The 18,043-nt window shown below is 72.3% G+C and carries 18 protein-coding genes; 13 read left to right on the forward strand and 5 right to left on the reverse strand.

The features are described 5' to 3' along the window. The first annotated feature begins 338 nt into the window (after window positions 1-338). The 5 genes from trxA (at window position 339) to WD341_RS17490 (ending at window position 3,913) form a co-directional block, all read left to right on the forward strand. On the forward strand, window positions 339-1,214 hold the full coding sequence (gene trxA / locus WD341_RS17470; protein ID WP_368426767.1) for a thioredoxin: 876 nt from the start codon (window positions 339-341) through the stop codon (window positions 1,212-1,214). 13 nt (window positions 1,215-1,227) lie between these two features. Continuing rightward, window positions 1,228-1,917, forward strand: coding sequence for an LON peptidase substrate-binding domain-containing protein (locus tag WD341_RS17475; RefSeq protein ID WP_368426768.1), 690 nt, complete (start codon window positions 1,228-1,230; stop codon window positions 1,915-1,917). Window positions 1,918-1,951: 34 nt separating this feature from the next. Further along, a complete protein-coding gene (locus WD341_RS17480) occupies window positions 1,952-2,149 on the forward strand; it encodes a Trm112 family protein (RefSeq protein ID WP_368426769.1) in 198 nt (65 codons plus the stop codon). A 28-nt stretch (window positions 2,150-2,177) separates the two neighbouring features. Next, on the forward strand, window positions 2,178-2,561 hold the full coding sequence (locus WD341_RS17485; protein ID WP_368426770.1) for a gamma-butyrobetaine hydroxylase-like domain-containing protein: 384 nt from the start codon (window positions 2,178-2,180) through the stop codon (window positions 2,559-2,561). Between the two features lie 131 nt (window positions 2,562-2,692). Continuing rightward, window positions 2,693-3,913, forward strand: a complete 1,221-nt coding sequence (locus WD341_RS17490) for a M24 family metallopeptidase (protein ID WP_368426771.1) — start codon at window positions 2,693-2,695, stop codon at window positions 3,911-3,913. Window positions 3,914-4,044: 131 nt separating this feature from the next. Here the strand turns inward: WD341_RS17490 and WD341_RS17495 are convergent, their stop codons facing one another. Continuing rightward, window positions 4,045-4,989: a phytanoyl-CoA dioxygenase family protein gene (locus WD341_RS17495; RefSeq protein WP_368426772.1), complete on the reverse strand. Its 945-nt coding sequence runs from the start codon at window positions 4,987-4,989 to the stop codon at window positions 4,045-4,047. Between the two features lie 105 nt (window positions 4,990-5,094). After that, complete coding sequence (locus WD341_RS17500) at window positions 5,095-6,393, reverse strand: UbiH/UbiF/VisC/COQ6 family ubiquinone biosynthesis hydroxylase (protein ID WP_368426773.1); 1,299 nt, start codon at window positions 6,391-6,393, stop codon at window positions 5,095-5,097. A gap of 316 nt (window positions 6,394-6,709) precedes the next feature. Between WD341_RS17500 and WD341_RS17505 the strand changes: the two genes are divergently transcribed. Beyond that, entirely contained in the window at window positions 6,710-7,048 is a 339-nt protein-coding gene (locus tag WD341_RS17505) for a P-II family nitrogen regulator (protein ID WP_368426774.1), read from the forward strand. Window positions 7,049-7,059: 11 nt separating this feature from the next. Next, complete coding sequence (locus WD341_RS17510) at window positions 7,060-8,409, forward strand: ammonium transporter (protein WP_368426775.1); 1,350 nt, start codon at window positions 7,060-7,062, stop codon at window positions 8,407-8,409. A 115-nt stretch (window positions 8,410-8,524) separates the two neighbouring features. Here WD341_RS17510 and WD341_RS17515 read toward each other — a convergent pair whose 3' ends face one another. After that, window positions 8,525-9,145 carry a glutathione S-transferase family protein gene (locus tag WD341_RS17515; RefSeq protein WP_368426776.1) on the reverse strand — a complete coding sequence of 207 codons (621 nt, stop codon included), beginning with the start codon at window positions 9,143-9,145 and terminating at the stop codon, window positions 8,525-8,527. Between the two features lie 140 nt (window positions 9,146-9,285). Here WD341_RS17515 and WD341_RS17520 point away from each other — a divergent pair, with 140 nt between their 5' ends. From WD341_RS17520 to WD341_RS17535, 4 genes are all read left to right on the forward strand, one after another. Next, window positions 9,286-9,807 carry a cytochrome c gene (locus WD341_RS17520; RefSeq protein ID WP_368426777.1) on the forward strand — a complete coding sequence of 174 codons (522 nt, stop codon included), beginning with the start codon at window positions 9,286-9,288 and terminating at the stop codon, window positions 9,805-9,807. Window positions 9,808-10,112: 305 nt separating this feature from the next. Beyond that, the gene (locus tag WD341_RS17525; protein WP_368426778.1) at window positions 10,113-11,348 is read left to right on the forward strand and encodes an aminotransferase class I/II-fold pyridoxal phosphate-dependent enzyme; all 1,236 of its coding nucleotides are present in this window, start codon (window positions 10,113-10,115) and stop codon (window positions 11,346-11,348) included. Window positions 11,349-11,368: 20 nt separating this feature from the next. Next, complete coding sequence (locus WD341_RS17530) at window positions 11,369-13,804, forward strand: DNA translocase FtsK 4TM domain-containing protein (RefSeq protein WP_368426779.1); 2,436 nt, start codon at window positions 11,369-11,371, stop codon at window positions 13,802-13,804. A 99-nt stretch (window positions 13,805-13,903) separates the two neighbouring features. After that, window positions 13,904-14,560, forward strand: a complete 657-nt coding sequence (locus WD341_RS17535; protein WP_368426780.1) for an outer membrane lipoprotein carrier protein LolA — start codon at window positions 13,904-13,906, stop codon at window positions 14,558-14,560. Window positions 14,561-14,579: 19 nt separating this feature from the next. Here WD341_RS17535 and WD341_RS17540 read toward each other — a convergent pair whose 3' ends face one another. Beyond that, entirely contained in the window at window positions 14,580-15,410 is an 831-nt protein-coding gene (locus WD341_RS17540) for a sterol desaturase family protein (RefSeq protein WP_368426781.1), read from the reverse strand. A 150-nt stretch (window positions 15,411-15,560) separates the two neighbouring features. Between WD341_RS17540 and WD341_RS17545 the strand changes: the two genes are divergently transcribed. Together WD341_RS17545 and xth are read left to right on the forward strand one after the other, a co-directional pair. After that, entirely contained in the window at window positions 15,561-16,349 is a 789-nt protein-coding gene (locus WD341_RS17545) for a gamma-glutamyl-gamma-aminobutyrate hydrolase family protein (RefSeq protein ID WP_368426782.1), read from the forward strand. A 312-nt stretch (window positions 16,350-16,661) separates the two neighbouring features. Beyond that, on the forward strand, window positions 16,662-17,447 hold the full coding sequence (gene xth / locus WD341_RS17550) for an exodeoxyribonuclease III (protein WP_368426783.1): 786 nt from the start codon (window positions 16,662-16,664) through the stop codon (window positions 17,445-17,447). A 125-nt stretch (window positions 17,448-17,572) separates the two neighbouring features. On the opposite strand, the gene WD341_RS17555 is transcribed toward xth, so the two are convergent. Beyond that, complete coding sequence (locus WD341_RS17555; RefSeq protein ID WP_368426784.1) at window positions 17,573-18,016, reverse strand: cyclic nucleotide-binding domain-containing protein; 444 nt, start codon at window positions 18,014-18,016, stop codon at window positions 17,573-17,575. Between the last annotated feature and the right edge of the window lie 27 nt (window positions 18,017-18,043).

Below are 18,043 nucleotides of genomic sequence, written 5' to 3' on the forward strand. Positions count from 1 at the left end.
GGACTGAGCGCCGGGGACTGAGCGCCGGGGACTGAGCGCCGGGGACTGAGCACCGGGGACTGAGCGGCCGGGCCTTCCGGCCTCGAGCTTCCACCGCAGGCGCGGCGGAGCCTTGCCACGGCGGCGCCGAACCGCCAAATAGAGGCCTCGTCGCCTTCCGAAGCAGCAGCGAGCACGCGTCCCGCGCCATCGAGAGCGCCGGGTCGGCGAGAGAGCGGAGCCAAGCCATGTCATCCCTGATCGGTCAGCCGAACGCCCCCGCGACTCCCTCGGGCCAAGCCCCCAATGGCGCCACGCCCGGCGCTGGGCCCGGCGCCGGGGCCGCGGGCGCCACGATCATGGACAGCGACCTCCAGAACTTCGCCCGCGACGTCATCGAGGCCTCGATGGAGCGGCCGGTCCTGGTCGACTTCTGGGCGACCTGGTGCGGGCCCTGCAAGACCCTGACGCCGCTGCTTGAGAAGGTCGTCACGGCGGCCGGCGGCGCGGTCCGCCTGGTCAAGATCGACATCGACAAGAACCAGGCCCTGGCTCAGCAGCTGCGCATCCAGTCGGTGCCGACCGTCTACGCCTTCTTCCAGGGCCAGCCGGTCGACGGCTTCCAGGGCGCCGTGCCCGAAAGCCAGCTGAAGACCCTGGTCGAGCGCCTGATCCAGATGAGCGGCGCCCAGCCCGCGCCGGGCGCCGTCGACGTCGGGGCGCTGCTGGCCGCGGCCGACGCCAGCCTCGCCGAGGGCGCGGTCGAGGAGGCCGAGGCGCTCTACCTCGAGGCGCTGCAGGCCGACGGCGAGAACGCCGTGGCGATCGCCGGCATGCTGCGCGCCCGCATCGCGCTCGGCGACCAGGAGGGCGCCCGCGAGATGCTCGAGTCGCTGGACGAGGAGATGCGCGCCAAGCCCGAGGTCGTCGCCGTGGCGACCGCCCTCGAGCTGGCCGGCCGCCAGGTCGACGGCGCCGAGCTGGCGGCGCTCTCCGCGAAGGTCGAGCAGGATCCCAAGGACCACGCCGCGCGCTTCGAGCTGGCCCAGGCGCTCTACGCCGCCGGGCGCCAGGAGGAGGCGGGCGACCACCTGCTGGAGATCGTCCGCCGCAAGCGCGACTGGAACGAGGAGGCGGCGCGCAAGGAGCTGGTCAGGTACTTCGAGGCCTGGGGGCCGACCCACGAGCTGACGCTCGACTTCCGCCGCCGGCTCTCCTCGATCCTCTTCGCGTGAGCCGCCGCCTTCCATGAGCCGGCTCCCCTTCGACCCGGCCTTCGACGAGCTGCCCGGCAGCCTGCCGGTCTTTCCCCTGCCGGGCGTGCTGCTGCTGCCCGGCGGCCGGCTGCCGCTCAACGTCTTCGAGCCGCGCTACCTGGCGATGGTCGAGGACGCCCTCAAGGGACCGCGCCTGATCGGCATGGTGCAGCCCAGGTCGGAGCCGGACGCAGGCGACCTGCGCGACGTCGGCGCCGCCGAGCTCTACGGCACCGGCTGCGCCGGCCGGCTCACCGCCTTCCAGGAGACCGACGACGGGCGCTACCTCGTGACCCTGAGCGGCCTGATCCGCTTCGACGTCACGAGCGAGCTGCCGAGCCTGCGCGGCTACCGCCTGGTTCAGCCCGAGTGGGATCCCTACGCCGGCGACCTGGAGGTCGCCGACCCGCCCGGGATTGACCGGCCGCGCATTCTCGAGGCGCTGCGCGCCTACTTCGATGCGACCGGCATCGCCGGCGACTGGGAGGCGATCGAGGAGACGCCGAACGAGAAGCTGATCACCTCGGTCGCCATGATCTGTCCCTTCGAGGACAGCGAGAAGCAGGCGCTGCTAGAGGCGCCGACCCTGGAGCGGCGCGCCGAGGCGATGACCGCGATCCTGGAGATGGCGGCGCTGCGCGGCACGCCGGCGCCGGACGGCGGCGACGCCGCGCGACACTGAACCGGCCGCGACGGCGGCCCAGCGGGGAAGAGAGATGAGCGACAGCAAGACGCCGCACACAGCCGTCGATCCCAGGCTCCTGGAGATCCTCGTCTGCCCGCTGACGAAGGGGCCGCTCGACTACGACCGCGAGCGCCAGGAGCTGATCAGCCGCCAGGCCGGCCTGGCCTACCCGATCCGCGACGGCATCCCGATCATGCTGCCCGACGAGGCCCGGCAGCTCGAGGACTAGGGCAGGACCAGAAGGGAGCAGCGGACCGATGAGCGCGTTCGACGTCAAGCACCATCCCAGCGAGATCCGCTACCGCTCCGCCGAGAAGCGCCTGGAGATCGACTTCGAGGACGGCCGCAGCTTCTCGCTGCCGGCCGAGCTGCTCCGCGTCGAGAGCCCCTCGGCCGAGGTCCAGGGCCACGGGCCCGGCCAGAAGCAGGTCCTCGGCGGCCGCCGGCACGTCGGCATCCTGGCGATCGAGCCGGTCGGCACCTACGCCGTCCGGCTGCGCTTCGACGACCTCCACGACACCGGCATCTTCTCCTGGGACTACCTCTACCGCCTCGGCGAGGAGCAGGAGAAGATCTGGGCGGACTACCTGGAGAACCTGGAGGCGCGCGGCCTGTCGCGCGAGCCGCCCCGCCGCGCCTGACGACGGCCCTCGTCGCCCCGGTGCCCGGACCCCTGCGGCTTTAGCGACCTTCGCAGGTCGCCGCTGCGCGAGCGGCCTCGCCGCAGATGCGCGAGCCTGCCCCGCGTGATCCTGCGGCAGGGAGCGCTCCGATGCCCGACACCGCCGTCCGTCCCGCGCTCGAGACCCCCGACCTGCCGCGCCTGCGGCGGGCCCGCCTGGCCAAGGTCCGCGCCGAGCTGGCGCAGCGCGACCTGGCGGCGATCCTGCTCTACGACCCGGTCAACATCCGCTACGCGACCGACTCGCGGAACATGGCCGTCTGGACCCTGCACAACCCGGTCCGCTACGCCCTGGTGCCGCTCGAGGGTCCGGTCGTGGTCTTCGACTTCCACAACTGCGGCCACCTGTCGGCGGGCCTGGAGACGGTCGAGGAGGTGCGCCCGGCGACCGGCTGGTACTGGTTCGGCGCCGGTCCCGAGGCCGGCCGCCGCGTCGCCCGCTGGGCCGACGAGATCGCGGCGCTGATGCACCGCCACGGCGGCGGCAACCGGCGGCTCGCCGTCGATCGCCTGGATCCGCTCGGCGCCCGCGCCCTGGAGGCGCGCGGCCTGGAGATCCTGGACGGCCAGGAGCCCATGGAGATGGCGCGCCACCTCAAGACGCCCGACGAGGTCGTGGCGATGCGCCACGCCGTCGCCGCCTGCGAGGCCGGCATGGCGGCGATGCGCGCGGCGCTGCGGCCGGGCATGACCGAGAACGAGCTCTGGTCGATCCTGCACCAGGTCAACATCGCGCGCGGCGGCGAGTGGATCGAGACCCGCCTGCTCGCGTCCGGCCCGCGCACCAACCCCTGGTTCCAGGAGTGCGGCGAGCGGGTTATCGAGGCCGGCGACCTGGTCTCCTTCGACACCGACCTGATCGGCCCCTACGGCATGTGCGCCGACATCTCGCGCAGCTTCCTGTGCGGCGACGGCCGGGGCAGCGCCGAGCAGCGCACGCTCTACGCCCTGGCGCTGGAGCAGATCGAGACCAACGCCGCCCTCCTGAAGCCGGGCATGACCTGCCGCGAGTTCGCCGAGCGCTCCTTCGCGCTGCCGGAGCGCTACCGGGCGAACCGCTACTCGGTGATCTTCCACGGCGTCGGGCTGTGCGACGAGTATCCCGCCTGCCTCTACCTGGAGGACTTCGAGAGCGCCGGCTACGACGCCCTGGTCGTGCCCGGCATGACGCTCTGCCTGGAATCCTACGTCGGCGCCGAGGCCGGCGGCGAGGGCGTCAAGCTGGAGCAGCAGCTGCTGGTCACCGAGACCGGCCTGGAGCCGCTCTCGAGCTTCCCCTTCGAGGACAGCCTGCTCGAGCGTTGGGTGTAGCGCCGGGGTGCGTCGAGGCCCCTGCACCCACGCCCTTCGACAGGCTCAGGGCGAAGCAGGGGGTGGGCCGCGTCGCACCGACTTATGCTTCGGCCCGAGCCTGTCGAGGGGCGTGAAGGCGCAAGCGCCGCCTACATCATCGCGGGCTTGCCGGCCGCCTTCGCCTTGCCCGTCCCCTTCTCCTCGCCGGACTGCGCCGCGAAGATCGAGCTGTAGCCGCCCGACCAGTCGGGGGGGATCAGGCAGGGCCGGGGATCGTGGCGGGCCCAGCGCGCCGGCCGGCCGCGCAGCAGTTCGCGGTCGTGGCGCGAGACCGAGGGGTTGACCGTGTAGGGGAAAGCGTCGGCCGCGGCGTAGGCGTTGAGCAGCAGCGGCCGGCCGTGCGCGGTGGTCGCCGGCGGCGAGGAATGCACCGTGCGGCAGTTGTGCACGGTGATCGAGCCGGCCGGGCCGGTCAGCATCACCGCCTTCGATTCGTCCAGGCCCGCGGCATCGGCGTCGGACAGGCAGCCGGTCCAGTTGCCCTCGGCGTCGTACTGGTCGTAGAGCGGCCCGTCGTGGCTGCCGGGCAGCACGGTCAGCGGCCCGTCGGTCGGGCCGACGTCCTGCAGGTAGAGGCCGATCGTCATCGGGCTGTAGTTGGTGTGCGGGTAGAACTGGATGTCCTGGTGCCAGCGCACCGCGTTGGCCTGGGGATTGGCCTCGCTCCATTTGAAGTTCAGCTTGGAGTGGTGGAAGGTCACGCCACCGCCCTCCTCGGCGCCGATCAGGTCGGCGGCGACGTCGGCCAGGATCCCGCTCGCGACCTCCCAGAACAGCGGGTCCTGCTCGTCCGGGGTCTTCAGCCGGCGCAGCCGCGGGCTCTCGGCGCCGTGGCCGGGCGCGAGGTCGAAGACCGAATCGCTGGCGGCGACCGATCGGCTGCGCTCCAGGAAGGCGGCGACCCGCTCGTGGAGGCGGCCGAGCAGCTCCGGCCCGATCAGGCGCTCGACCAGCAGGTAGCCGTCGCGGTGATAGGCGGCGACTTGCTCGGCGGACAGGACGGCGGGCCGGGGGCGGGCTTCGAGAGCGGACATGGCGGCAACCTCCGGGGCGGGATGGGTGCTGTCTGACATATCAGCAGTATGCAGACTCTCTCCGGGCGTCTGCAAGCCCGCTAAATGGCGGGGCGGCCGCGCCGCTCAGAGGGGCTCGCCGCGGCACAGCCGGGGCAGGTCGCCGGCCAGACCCATGGCGTGACGCATGAAGAGGCGCTTCAGCGGCCCGGAGCGGTCGACCGCCGCGAGGCCGAGGTCGCGGACCAGGCGCAGCGGCCCGAAGTCGTTGGAGAACAGCCGGTTCAGGCCGTCGGTGACCCCGGCCAGCGCCAGGTTGTCGAAGCGGCGCCAGCGCTGGTAGCGCTCGAGCACGGACTCGGCGCCCAGGTCCAGGCCGAGGCGCCGGGCGTCGACCAGCACCTCGGCGAGGGCGCCGATGTCGCGCAGGCCGAGGTTGAAGCCCTGGCCGGCGATCGGGTGGATGACGTGGGCGGCGTCCCCGACCAGCGCCAGCCGCGGCGCCACGATGCGCTGCGCCAGCTGCAGGCCGAGCGGGTAGCGCCAGCGCCGTCCCGCGACCCGGATGCGACCGAGGCTGTCGCCGAAGCGCCGCTCGATCTCCCGCGCGAAGCCGACGTCGTCGAGGCCCATGACGCCGTCGGCGACCGCGCGCCGCTCGGTCCAGACCAGCGAGGAGCGGTGACCGCCGTCGGGGGCGTCGGTCAGCGGCAGCACGGCGAAGGGGCCCGAGGGCAGGAAGTGCTCGTGGGCGACGTCCTCGTGGTCGAGCTCGTGCAGCAGGGTGGCGACGATACCGTCCTGCGGGTAGTCCCAGCGCGTCACCGCGATGCCGGCGGCCTCGCGCAGCGGCGAAGCCCGGCCGTCGCAGCCGGCGATCAGCGGCGCGCGCAGGCTGCGGCCGTCCTCGAGCAGCAGGCTGGCCCGGCCGGGGCCGCGCTCGGCCGAGGCGACGCGCGCCGGCGCGATCAGGCGCAGCGAGGCGAGCTCGCCGGCGCGCCGGTGGAGGGCCTGGCGCAGCACCCGGTTCTCGACGATCCAGCCCATGACGCCGCTGCCGACCGGTCCGCCGCCGGCCACCTCGTCCGCGTCGTAGTGCAGGAAGAGGCGGCTGGCGGCCTCGCCGACGCGCCCGTCGGAAACGCGGATGTCGCGGATCGGCGCCGCCGCCGCGCCGACGTGCCGCCAGACTCCGATCGTCTCCAGCAGGCGCTGCGAACCGAGGGCGATGGCCGAGGCGCGTCCGTCGAAGGGCTCCTCGAGCACCCTTTCCGGCGGCTCGGCGTCGACGATCGCCACCGTCAGCCCGGCGCCGGCCAGGGCACAGCCGAGCGACAGGCCGACCAGCCCGCCGCCGGCCACCGCCACCTCGACGTCGAGGCCTTCCGTCGCTCCGTCCCGCTGCCGCTTTGCCGCTTTTGCCATGGCCTTACCATCGGATCGCCCGGCGACGCTGTCCAGAGGCCGCGCCGCCGCAGTCCCCACAGGCCGTTGAGCGATTTTTGTGCAATTTCGCAGAACTGCCTGTTTTTTGCTCAGCTCTTGTCCGCCGGACGTCCACCCGCGGCGCCGATCCCCGCCGGCCGGCCGGCGACAGCGGCGCTTTTGTGCGCTGCAGCGCGACTGGCACGCTTCTTGACTCTCCCGGGGCGGGTTCGGTTCCGCAGCGCGGCACGACCCCGCCGTACGGGCGGGAGGCCGGGGGGCCGGCGGAAGCAGAGAACGAAGGGGAAGACGACGCATGAAAATGGTCGTTGCCATCATCAAGCCCTTCAAGCTCGACGACGTGCGCGAGGCGCTCACCTCGATCGGGATCGAGGGTCTCACCGTCAGCGAGGTCAAGGGCTACGGGCGGCAGAAGGGGCAGACCGAGATCTACCGCGGCGCGGAGTACTCGGTGAACTTCCTGCCAAAGGTCAAGATCGAGCTCGCGGTCGTCGACGAGCAGGTCGAGCAGGTCGTCGAGACGGTGCAGAAGGCCGCCAATACCGGCCGGATCGGGGACGGCAAGATCTTCGTCCTCGACATCACCCACGCCGTGCGCATCCGCACCGGCGAAATCGACGCCGAAGCGCTTTAGGAGGGGGGTAGATGATCCAGTTGAGAAAGCTCGCGGCCGCCGGTGCTCTCGGCAGCGCCGTCCTGCTGGCCGCCGGGCCGGCCCTCGCACAGGTCGAGGCGGAGACGAAATTCGCCCTCGACACCTTCTCGTTCCTGATCTGCGGCGCCCTGGTGATGTGGATGGCGGCCGGCTTCGCGATGCTCGAATCGGGCCTCGTGCGGAGCAAGAACACGGCCTCGATCTGCCTGAAGAACATCGCGCTCTATTCCGTCGCCGGCATCATGTTCTACCTCGTCGGCTACAACCTGATGTACGTCGACGTCGGCAGCTACATCGGCACCTTCTCGATCTTCTACGACGCCAGCCCGGCCGAGCTCGCCCTGATCGGCGCCGAGGAGGCGACGCCGGAGCTGATCACGGCCGTGGTCGACAACGGCTACGCGGTGATGTCGGACTGGTTCTTCCAGATGGTCTTCGTGGCGACCGCCGCCTCGATCGTCTCGGGCACCCTGGCCGAGCGCATCCGCGTCTGGCCGTTCCTGCTGTTCGTCGTCGTCCTGACCGCCTTCATCTACCCGATCCAGGCCTCCTGGGTGTGGGGCGGCGGCTGGCTGGCCGAGCGCGGCTTCAGCGACTTCGCCGGCTCGACGCTGGTCCACTCCTGCGGCGGCTGGGCGGCCCTGACCGGCGCCATCATCCTGGGTGCGCGCCGGGGCAAGTACGGCCCCGACGGCCGGGTCAACCCGCTGCCGGGCGCCAACCTGCCGCTGGCGACGCTGGGCACCTTCGTGCTCTGGCTCGGCTGGTTCGGCTTCAACGGCGGCTCGCAGCTCGCTCTGGGCTCGGCGGCCGACGCCGCCAACATGGCCATCGTCTTCGCCAACACCAACATGGCGGCGGCGGGCGGCGTCGTGGTGGCGATGCTGCTGACCCAGCTCCTCTACCGCAAGATCGACCTGACCATGGCGCTCAACGGCGCGATCGCCGGCCTGGTCTCGATCACCGCCAATCCGGACGTCCCGGCGATCTGGTGGGCGCTCCTGGTCGGCGGCGTCGGCGGCGCCCTGGTCGTCTTCGCGGTGCCGCTGCTCGACAGGCTCAAGGTCGACGACGTCGTCGGCGCCGTCTCGGCGCACCTGATCGCCGGCATCTGGGGCACCTTCGCGGTCGCCCTCGAGGACGGCAACTTCGGCGCCCAGATCCTGGGCATCGTCGCGATCGGCCTGTTCGTCTCGATCACCTCGGCGATCGTCTGGCTGGCTCTCAAGTACACCATCGGGATCCGCGTCTCCGACGAGGAGGAGGCGCTCGGTCTCGACAGGGCGGAACTGGGGATGGAGGCCTATCCCGAGTTCGGCACCGGCTCCCAGCGCATGTAGCGGCGCGAGCCGAACAATCCTTCACCGACGGCGATTTTCCGCCAGACTCGGGCCCGGCAGGCTTCCTGCCGGGCCTCTTTTTTGTCGGCCGACGTAAGGGAGCCGGCGCTCCGGCTCAGGTCAGCGGCAGCATGACGTGCTCGGCGAAGGCCGGGCGGGCGGCCAGGCGCGCGTGGTAGGCCTCCAGGGCGGGCAGGGCCGGCCGCTCGATCGGCAGGGCGAGCCAGCGGTAGGCGGCGCAGCCGACCGGCAGGTCGCCCATCGTCAGCGCCTCGCCGAGCAGGAAATCGCGGCCCTCGAGCTGGCCGTCGAGCAGCCGGAAGGCCTCGGCGCAGCCGGCCAGCGCGCTTTCGATCGCCGCCGCGTCGCGCCGTTCCGGCGGCGTGCGGATCAGGCCCCAGAAGACGACCGTGAGCGGCGGCAGCAGGGTCGTCGTCATCCAGTCCATCCACTGGCCGGCCAGCGCCCGGCCGCGGGCATCGTCGGGAAAGAAGGGCGCCCTGCCGTAGACCTCGGCCAAGTAGCGCACGATGGCGTTGGATTCCCACAGCACGAAGTCGCCGTCCTCGAGCGTCGGCACCCGGCGGTTCGGGTTGAGCCGGGCGTAGGAGGCGGTGTCGAGGCCGCCGAAGGCGCCGCCGGCGTCCAGGCGCCTGTGGGGCAGGCCGAGCTCGCCCACCGCCCACATCACCTTCTGCACGTTGATCGAGTTCCTGCGGCCCCAGACCGTCAGCATGCCGTCCCTCCCGTCGCCGTCCGGTCCGATCATCGGCGCCGCCGCCACCGCCCTCAAGCCCGATTCCAGGCGCCCGCGGTTTCGGCTAGTCTCGCCGCCGCGGGCGGGGGCCCGCATCAACCAGAAGAAGGAAAAGGACGATGTCTCTTGGGTGGAAGGCGGCCCTGGCGGCCGCCGTTCTGGCCGGTGCAGGGCTGGCCGTCACGGGCTCGGCTGTCTCGACCGCCGCCGCGGATCCCGCGCAGCTGGCGCGCGGCGCCTACCTGGCGCGGATCATGGACTGCGGCGGCTGCCATACGCCCGGCGCCATGACGCCGGAGCCGGACCTCGACCATCCGCTGTCCGGCGGCACGGTCGGCTTCCGGGTCGGGCCGCTCGGCGTGTTCTTCCCGCCGAACCTGACCTCCGACCCGGCGACCGGCCTCGGCGCCTGGAGCGCCGCGGAGATCGAGGCGGCGCTGCGCCAGGGCCTGCGCCCCGACGGCCGCGAGCTGGCGCCGATCATGCCGTGGCGCGCCTACGCTGCCCTCGAGGCCGAGGACATGGCGGCCCTGGTCGCCTACCTGCAGAGCCTGCCGCCGGTCTCGAACCAGGTGCCCGAGCCGGTGGCGGTCGGCGCCCCGGCGCCGCTGCCCTACCTGGACCTCGTCCTGCCGAACTGACCGGCCCACCTGACTGGCGCACCTGACTGGCCCACCTGACTGGCCCACCTGACTGGCCCAGCTCACTGGCCCAGCTCACTGGCGCCGGTGGCGGCAGCTAAGAACCTGTACCAACTCTGTTCTCCAAAATGTTGGGATTCGCGGATTTTCAGGCGCTACAACTTGCTGCACCGCGAATCTGCCCATAGAATGATTCACGGTTTGTCCCGAGCCGCCGCCGGGCCCGCCGGCCAGGCGGCGGCTTGCGGCTTCCGCCAGACCTCGAACCGCCCTCGCACCACGGCCGAGAGGACCCGCGCGATCTGATGGCGACCGTCGCACCGAACCTGCTCCGCAACGAACCCATGCGTCGGGATCCGCGGACCTTCCAGCCCTTCCTGCGCCTGGCCCGGCTGCTCGCCGACGTCGCGCCGGGGCGCTCGCCCTTGGCGAGCGGCCTGCCGATCAACATGGCGGTCGGCGACCCGCAGCAGCCGGCGCCGGCCCTGCTCGCCGAGACCGTAGCGGCCCATCCGGACGGCTGGTCGAGCTACCCGCCCTTCCGCGGCACCCCCGACTACCAGCGGGCCGCGGTCGGCTGGCTGGCGCGGCGCTACGGCCTGCCCGAGGGCCTGGTCGACGGCGAGCGCAACCTGCTGCCGATCCCGGGCAGCCGCGAGGGCCTGTTCTTCGCGGCGCTCTCGGCGCTCAGCGCCGGCGCCGCCGAGGGCCGCGACTGCGTGCTGCTGCCGGCGCCCGGCTACCATGTCTACGCCGGCGCGGCGGCTGCGGCCGGCGCCGAGCCGGTGTTCGTGCCGGTGACCCGCGCCAGCGGCTTCCTGCCCGACTACGCCGCGCTCGACCCGGCGATCCTGCGCCGCGCCGCCATCGCCTTCGTCTGCTCGCCCTCCAACCCCGAGGGCGCCGCGGCCGACCTGCCGCGCTGGCGCGACCTGCTGGCCCTGGCGCGCCGCCACGGTTTCGTGCTGGCCGCCGACGAGTGCTACGCCGAGATCTATGTCGGCGCACCGCCGGCCGGGGCCCTGCAGGCCGCGGCCGAGACCGGCTCGCTCGACGGTCTGCTGGCCTTCCACTCCCTGTCGAAGCGCTCCAACGCCGCCGGCCTGCGCTGCGGCTTCCTGGCCGGCGAGTCCGCGCTGGTCGACACGGTCGACGCCTTCTGCCGCTTCGGCGGCGCCTCGGTGCCGCTGCCGATCCAGCAGGCCGGCGCCGCCCTCTGGAACGACGACGCCCACGCCGAGGCAAACCGCGCCTTCTACGCGCGGCTGTTCGAGCGCGCCGAAGCGACTCTCGGCGGCCGCTTCGGCTGGCACAAGCCCGCCGGCGGCTTCTTCCTCTGGCTCGAGGTCGGCGACGACGAGGCGGCGGCCTTGCGGCTGTGGCGCGAGGCGGGCATCCGCACGCTGCCGGGCAGCTACATGGTCGCCGATGCGCACCTGCAGCCGAACCCGGCCGCCGGCTTCCTGCGCGTCGCGCTGGTCCACGACGAGTCGGTGACCGGCCCGGCGCTGGAGCGCCTGGTCGAACTGCTGGACGGCTAGCCGGAGGGGGCGGGGGCGCCATGTCGCTGCGCGAGAGCATCCAGGGTCGAGCCGGGGGTGGGCATCTGCTGCCGCCAGGCAGCGGGCCCTTCCTGCGGCGCCGCGGGGCCGAGCTGCTGGGCGGCCTGCTGGCCGCGGCCGGCGCGGCCCTGGTCGCCGCCTGCCTGACCTACGTGCCCAGCGACCCGTCGCTGAACCGCGCGACCGACGCGCAGGCGCGCAACCTGCTGGGCCCGCTCGGCGCCCAGGTCGCCGACCTGGCGCTGCAGGGCATCGGGCTCACCGCCTTCCTGGTCGCCATCGTCGCCTTCGCCTGGACCTGGCGGCTGTGGCGGGCCCGCGGCCTGCCGGCCTGGGGCCTGCGCCTGGCCGCCGCGGTCGGCTGCTGGCTGCTGGTCGCGCTTGCGCTCGACGCGCTGCCGCGGCCCGACACCTGGTCGCTGCGCTCCGGGCTGGGCGGCTTCGTCGGCGAGCTCGCGCTCGGCCAGCTGACCGCGCTGAGCGGGCTGCCCGCCACCGCGATCGCGTTCACCGCCGGCTTGGCCGGCCTGCTGCTGCTGCTCTACGCGGTCGCGCTCACCGGCCCGGAGTGGCGGGCGATCGGCCGCGCCCTCAACTGGCTGGGCGTCAGCCTCGGCCGCGGCGCGGCCCGCGCCGGCCGCCGGCTGCAGGGCGGCGAGCGCCCAGCCTCCGCCGCCGAGCCGCGACGCCGGCGCGCGCCGAGCCTGCTGCCGGGCGGCGAGGCGGAAATGGACGAGGAGGACGAGGAGGAGGAGGAGGAGGCGCTCGCCGAGGCGATGCCGGCCGGACCCGGCGCGCCGGCGCCGCGGGCGCGGGGATCGCAGCGCGCCGAGCCCTCGCTGGCGGTGGAGCCGCGCGCGGAGCGGGTCGAGACACGGCGGCGGCCGGCCCCGGGCAAGCGCGACAAGGCCGAGGCCCAGGGCTCGCTCGCCTTCGGCGGCCGCTACGAGGCGCCGGCGCTCTCGCTGCTCGCCGAGCCGAAGCACAACCTCGACGCCCGCGAGAGCCGAGACGCCCTGGAGAAGAACGCGCGCCTGCTCGAGGGCGTGCTGTCCGACTTCGGCGTGCGCGGCGAGATCGTCAAGGTCCGGCCCGGCCCGGTGGTCACCCGCTACGAGCTGGAGCCGGCGCCCGGCACCAAGACCAGCCGGGTGGTCGGGCTCGCCGACGACATCGCGCGCTCGATGTCGGCGGTCTCGGTGCGCGTCGCCGTGGTGCCGGGCTCCAGCACCATCGGCATCGAGCTGCCGAACGCCAAGCGCGAGACCGTCTACCTGCGCGAGCTGCTCGCCTCGGAGTCCTACGAGGAATCCAAGGTCCGGCTGCCGCTGACCCTGGGCAAGGACATCGGCGGGGCGCCGCAGATCGTCGACCTCGCGCGCATGCCGCACCTGCTGATCGCCGGCACCACCGGCTCGGGCAAGTCGGTCGCGGTCAACGCCATGATCCTGTCGCTGCTCTACCGGCTGCCGCCGGAGGCCTGCCGCTTCATCATGGTCGATCCCAAGATGCTCGAGCTGTCGGTCTACGACGGCATCCCGCACCTGCTGTCGCCGGTGGTCACCGAGCCGAAGAAGGCGATCGTCGCCCTGAAGTGGGCGGTGCGCGAGATGGAGCAGCGCTACCGCTCGATGTCGCTGCTCGGCGTGCGCAACATCGAGGGCTACAACGGCCGCCTCGAGGAGGCGCGGCGCACCGGCGAGGTGCCGACCCGCAAGGTCCAGACCGGCTTCGACCCCGACACCGGCCAGCCGGTCCACGAGGAGCAGCCCTTCGACCTGACGCCGCTGCCCTACATCGTCGTCATCGTCGACGAGATGGCCGACCTCATGCTGGTCGCCGGCAAGGAGGTCGAGGGCGCCATCCAGCGGCTCGCCCAGATGGCCCGTGCCGCCGGCATCCACCTGATCATGGCGACCCAGCGCCCCTCGGTCGACGTCATCACCGGCACCATCAAGGCCAACTTCCCGACCCGCATCTCCTTCCACGTCACCTCGCGCATCGACAGCCGCACGATCCTCGGCGAGTCCGGCGCCGAGCACCTGCTCGGCATGGGCGACATGCTCTACATGGCGCACGGCGGCCGGGTCTCGCGCATCCACGGGCCCTTCGTCTCGGACCAGGAGGTCGAGCGCATCGTCGGCCACCTCAAGCGCCAGGGTGAGCCGGAGTACATCGAGGAGGTGACCCGCGACGAGGAGGAGGGCGGCCTGAGCTTCGGCGACGAGCTGGACGGCGGCTCCGGCGACGACCTCTACGACCGCGCCGTGGCCGTCGTGGCGCAGCACCGCAAGGCCTCGACCTCCTTCATCCAGCGTCAGCTCCAGATCGGCTACAACCGCGCCGCGCGCCTGGTTGAACGAATGGAGGCCGAAGGCGTTGTCAGCGAGGCGAACCACGTCGGCAAGCGGGAGGTCCTGTTGCCGGAGCGGTGACCGCTCGCGCCGCGCGCCCTGGAGTTGCCCAAATCTGCCGGCTGCTTTCCGCGCGACGCATCCCATATGACAGGGATGTCAGCGAGGATTCCCGCACCCATGAAAAGACGCGATTTCCTGATCGGCGGCGCCGCCGCCCTTACCGCCTCCAGCCTGGCGCTTCCGCGCGCCCGGGCGCAGTCCCTCAGCGGCACGCTCACCGATGCCGACCGCGCCGAGCTGCGCCGCGCCGAGGATTACCTGAACGGCATCGACACGATGTACAGCCGGTTCCGGCAGACCGCCTCGAACGGCAACCAGGCGGCCGGCTTTCTCGCGCTCGACCGGCCGAGCCGGATGCGCTTCGAGTACGACGCGCCGCACCCTGTGGTGATGATCGCCGACGGCTACGAGCTGACCTACTACGACCGCGAGCTGCAGGAAGCGCGGCAGCTGCCGACCTTCGAGACGCCGCTGTGGTTCCTGCTGCGCGACCGGATCAGCTTCGGCGACGGCCTCGACGTGCTCTGGATGAAGCGCAGCGAGGACGTCATGGTGGTGCGCGTCGCCCAGCGCGAGGGCAACGACCGCGGCACCGTCAACCTGGTCTTCTCCGAGCAGCCGATGCAGTTCCGCGGCTGGGAGATCGTCGACGCCGCCGGCGTCTCGGTGCAGGTCGCGCTGGAGAACACCCGCTACGGCGTCGAGCTGGACAGCGAGATGTTCGACGAGAAGCAGCTGCCAGGCTACCGGTCGCTCCAGCGCAACAGCCGCTGAGCCGCCTCGAAGCGTTCCGTCACTCCCTCGCCGGCAGCTTCGCCGGCGCGGCGATCTCGGCGCGCGGCGCGAAGGGCTGGAGCAGCAGGGCGCCGAGGCTGCGCTCGCGCCGGCCCTCGACGCCGATCGCCATGCCGGGAGTGCGCGCGGTCGGGCTGCGCGTGCCGAACAGCGGATCCCAGATCGACAGGATCGTGCCGTAGTTCGAATCGGTGTCGCGCCGCCGGGCGTGATGATGCACCCAATGGATCGAGGGCGTGATCACGACCCGCGAAAGGGCGCGCTCGAGACCACCTGGCAGGCGCAGGTTGGAGTGGTGGAACAGCGTCGCGGTCAGCACCAGGGTCTCGAACACCAGCACCGAGACGAAGGGAAAGCCGAGCAGCAGCACGACCAGCGCGCGGGCCGCGGCCGAGAGCAGCACCTCGCCGGCATGGAAGCGCAGCGCGCTCGTGGTATCCAGGAAGCGGTCCAGGTGATGGACCTCGTGGAAGCGCCAGAGCAGCGGCAGCTCGTGGTTCGCCCGGTGCCACCAGTAGATCAGCAGGTCGAGAACCAGCAGGTCGAGCAGCAGGCCGCCGGCACCCTGCCACCAGGCCGGCCGCCAGCCGAGAGCCTGCTCGGCCGCCCACCAGGTCAGCGGCACCACGACCAGGACCGAGAGCAGCAGGGTCAGGCTCCACAGGCCGGCATTGCGCAGCAGGCGGCCCGCACCGCCGGCCGGCTCGCCCGGGGCCGGTGGCGCCGGTCGCGCCGCCGGCCGCAAGCGCTCGGCGAGGAACAGCGCGGCCAGCCAGACGGCGACGGCGAAGCCCTTCCAGGTGACCAGCTCCTGCTGCAATGACTCCATGCTCCCCAGATGTCATGGCCGGTCGCGCCGGGCAAGGCGGCACGCGGTCACGTCCCCGCGACGGGAACTCCCACGCGGGGGGCTCGGTGGCATGGCAGGAGCGCCGCCCTGACGCTTGTTTCGGCCGCAGGCGCGGGCTAGGTCTAGCCGATGAGCTCGCAAGCGCACTTTTCGGGCCCCAGGCCGCTGGTCGGCCTGCCGGCCTGCGTCAAGCCGCTGGACGGCCAGGATTTCCACACCATCGGCGACAAGTACGTGCGGGCCGTCGCGCTGGCCAGCGAGGCGATCCCACTGGTCGTCCCGGCGCTCGGCGACCTCCTTGAGGCGCGCGCGATCGTGGCGCGGCTGGACGGCCTGGTGCTGACCGGCAGCCCCTCGAACGTCCATCCGACCCGCTACGGCCAGGGTGCGACCCCGGAGCACGAGCCGCACGACGAGGCGCGCGACGCGACGACGCTGCCGTTGATCGAGGCGGCGCTCGAGGCCGGCCTGCCGCTCTTCGCGATCTGCCGCGGCCACCAGGAGCTCAACGTCGCGCTCGGCGGCACGCTGCACGCCCGGGTCCACGAGCTGCCCGAGCGCCTCGACCACCGCCGGCCGCAGCACGAGGAGATGGACGTCCAGTACGGCAGGCGCCACACCGTCCGCCTGTCGCCCGGCGGGCCGCTCGCCGCCATCGCCGGCAGCGAGGAGATCCAGGTCAACTCCCTGCACTGGCAGGCCATCGACCGCCTGGCCCCGGGCCTGACCGCCGAGGGGCTGGCGCCCGACGGCACGATCGAGGCGATCAGCGTCACCGGCGCGGCCGCCTTCGCGCTCGGCGTCCAGTGGCATCCCGAGTACAAGGTGCTCGAGGATCCGGTCTCGACGGCCCTGTTCCGCGCTTTCGGCGCGGCCGCGCGCGAGCGCAGGGGACGCTTCGCGCAGGCGGCGCAGTAGGCCGAGCCTTCGATCAACTTTGCGTGCGGCGGGCTGACGCAGGGATTGCGCGCCGCCACGGGCTGACTATCTCAGGGGTACAAGGCGGGGCCCTTACAGGTTCCGCCCAGAACGTGGGAGCCCCCTGTATCCCCTGACAGGTCCCACGCGCTCCGAGGAGCGAGGAACGCCCGGCTGCCCCCCGACCGGGCGTTCCTTTTCTCGGCTTCTCCCTGCCGCTTTTGATTTCTTGCCGACGCGCGCGTCCGGCGGATAGCCTGCGCGCCGCTGGCGCCCGGACTCGGACCTCGGCGGCGGCAGAGGGGGGATTCCGTGCGGATCGCGACCTGGAACGTCAATTCGCTGCGCCAGCGGCTCGACCACCTCGCGCGCTTCGTCGCGGCGCGCGAGCCCGACCTGATCTGCCTGCAGGAGACCAAGGTCGACGACAGCCTCTTTCCCGGGCAGGAGCTCGCCGCCCTCGGCTACCCGCACCAGCAGCGCCGCGGCCAGAAGTCCTACAACGGCGTCGCGATCCTCTCGAAGCAGCCCTTCCGCGCCGTCGACCACCGGGTCTGGTGCGAGCGCGACGACAAGCGCCACGTCAGCGTTGTGACCGACGGCGACCTCGAGGTGCATTGCTTCTATGTCCCCTCAGGCGGGCCCATTCCGGATCCGGAACGGAATCCACGCTTCGCCCACAAGCTGCGCTTTCTCGAGGAGATGGCGAGCTGGTCTGGGGTCGAGGCGAAGGGCCGCAAGTGCCTGATCCTGGGCGACCTCAACGTCGCGCCCCTCGAGACCGACGTCTGGAACCACAAGAAGCAGCTGCGCAGCGTCGGCCACACGCCGGGCGAGTCGGAGCGGATCGCGGCCCTGCTGGAAGCCGGGCACCTGACCGACCTCGGGCGCCACTTCGTTCCGTCTTCGGAACATCTTTTCACCTGGTGGGGCTACCGCTTCCCGCAGTCCTACGAGCGCAACTACGGCTGGCGCCTCGACCACGCCCTGGCCAGCGAATCCGCGCTCTCCGCCGTGACCAGCCTGGAGGTCTTCAAGGAGACCCGGACGTGGGAGCGGCCTTCGGACCACGTCCCGGTGATCCTTCAGCTCGGGTAGCGCGGCGGGTTCGTTGCCGGGGAGGAACGATCCCCAGCCCTGCGCTCCCACGCCCCTCGAGGGGACGGAGCACAAGCCAGAGGCGCGAAGACGGCGTCGGCGGGGCGGCGGCCCGTGGGTGGCGGTCAGCCGCGCCCGGCGCGCAGGCGCTCGTTGGTCTTCTCGAGCCGGTGCGCCAGCACGCGCATGACCTCGATGGCGATCTCGGGGAAGTCGCTGACCATACGGAAGAACAGCTCCTTGGTGATCTTCAGCGTGACGACCTCGCCAGTCGCCTGGACCGTGGCGGTGCGCGGCACGTCGATCAGGATGGCGATCTCACCGACGATGTCGTTGCTGCCGACGGTCGCGACCTTGAGCGGCCCCTCGTCGGTCGGAATCAGCACATCGGCGGTGCCCTCGATGATGATGTAGGCGGCGTCGCCAGCGTCGCCCTGGCGGCACAGCGCCTGGCCGTCCCTGAAGACCATCCGCTGGCTGGCGAAGGCCATCAGCTTGAGCCGGGCCGTGTCGATGTTGGCGAACAGCGGAATCCGCTTCAGTGTCGCCACTTCCTGGTCGAGGCTCATGCGTCTTTCCCCTCACTAGGCGCCGCG

Origin of the sequence: Tistlia sp., from assembly GCF_040905785.1 — a bacterium.
Lineage (GTDB): Bacteria > Pseudomonadota > Alphaproteobacteria > Kiloniellales > DSM-21159 > Tistlia.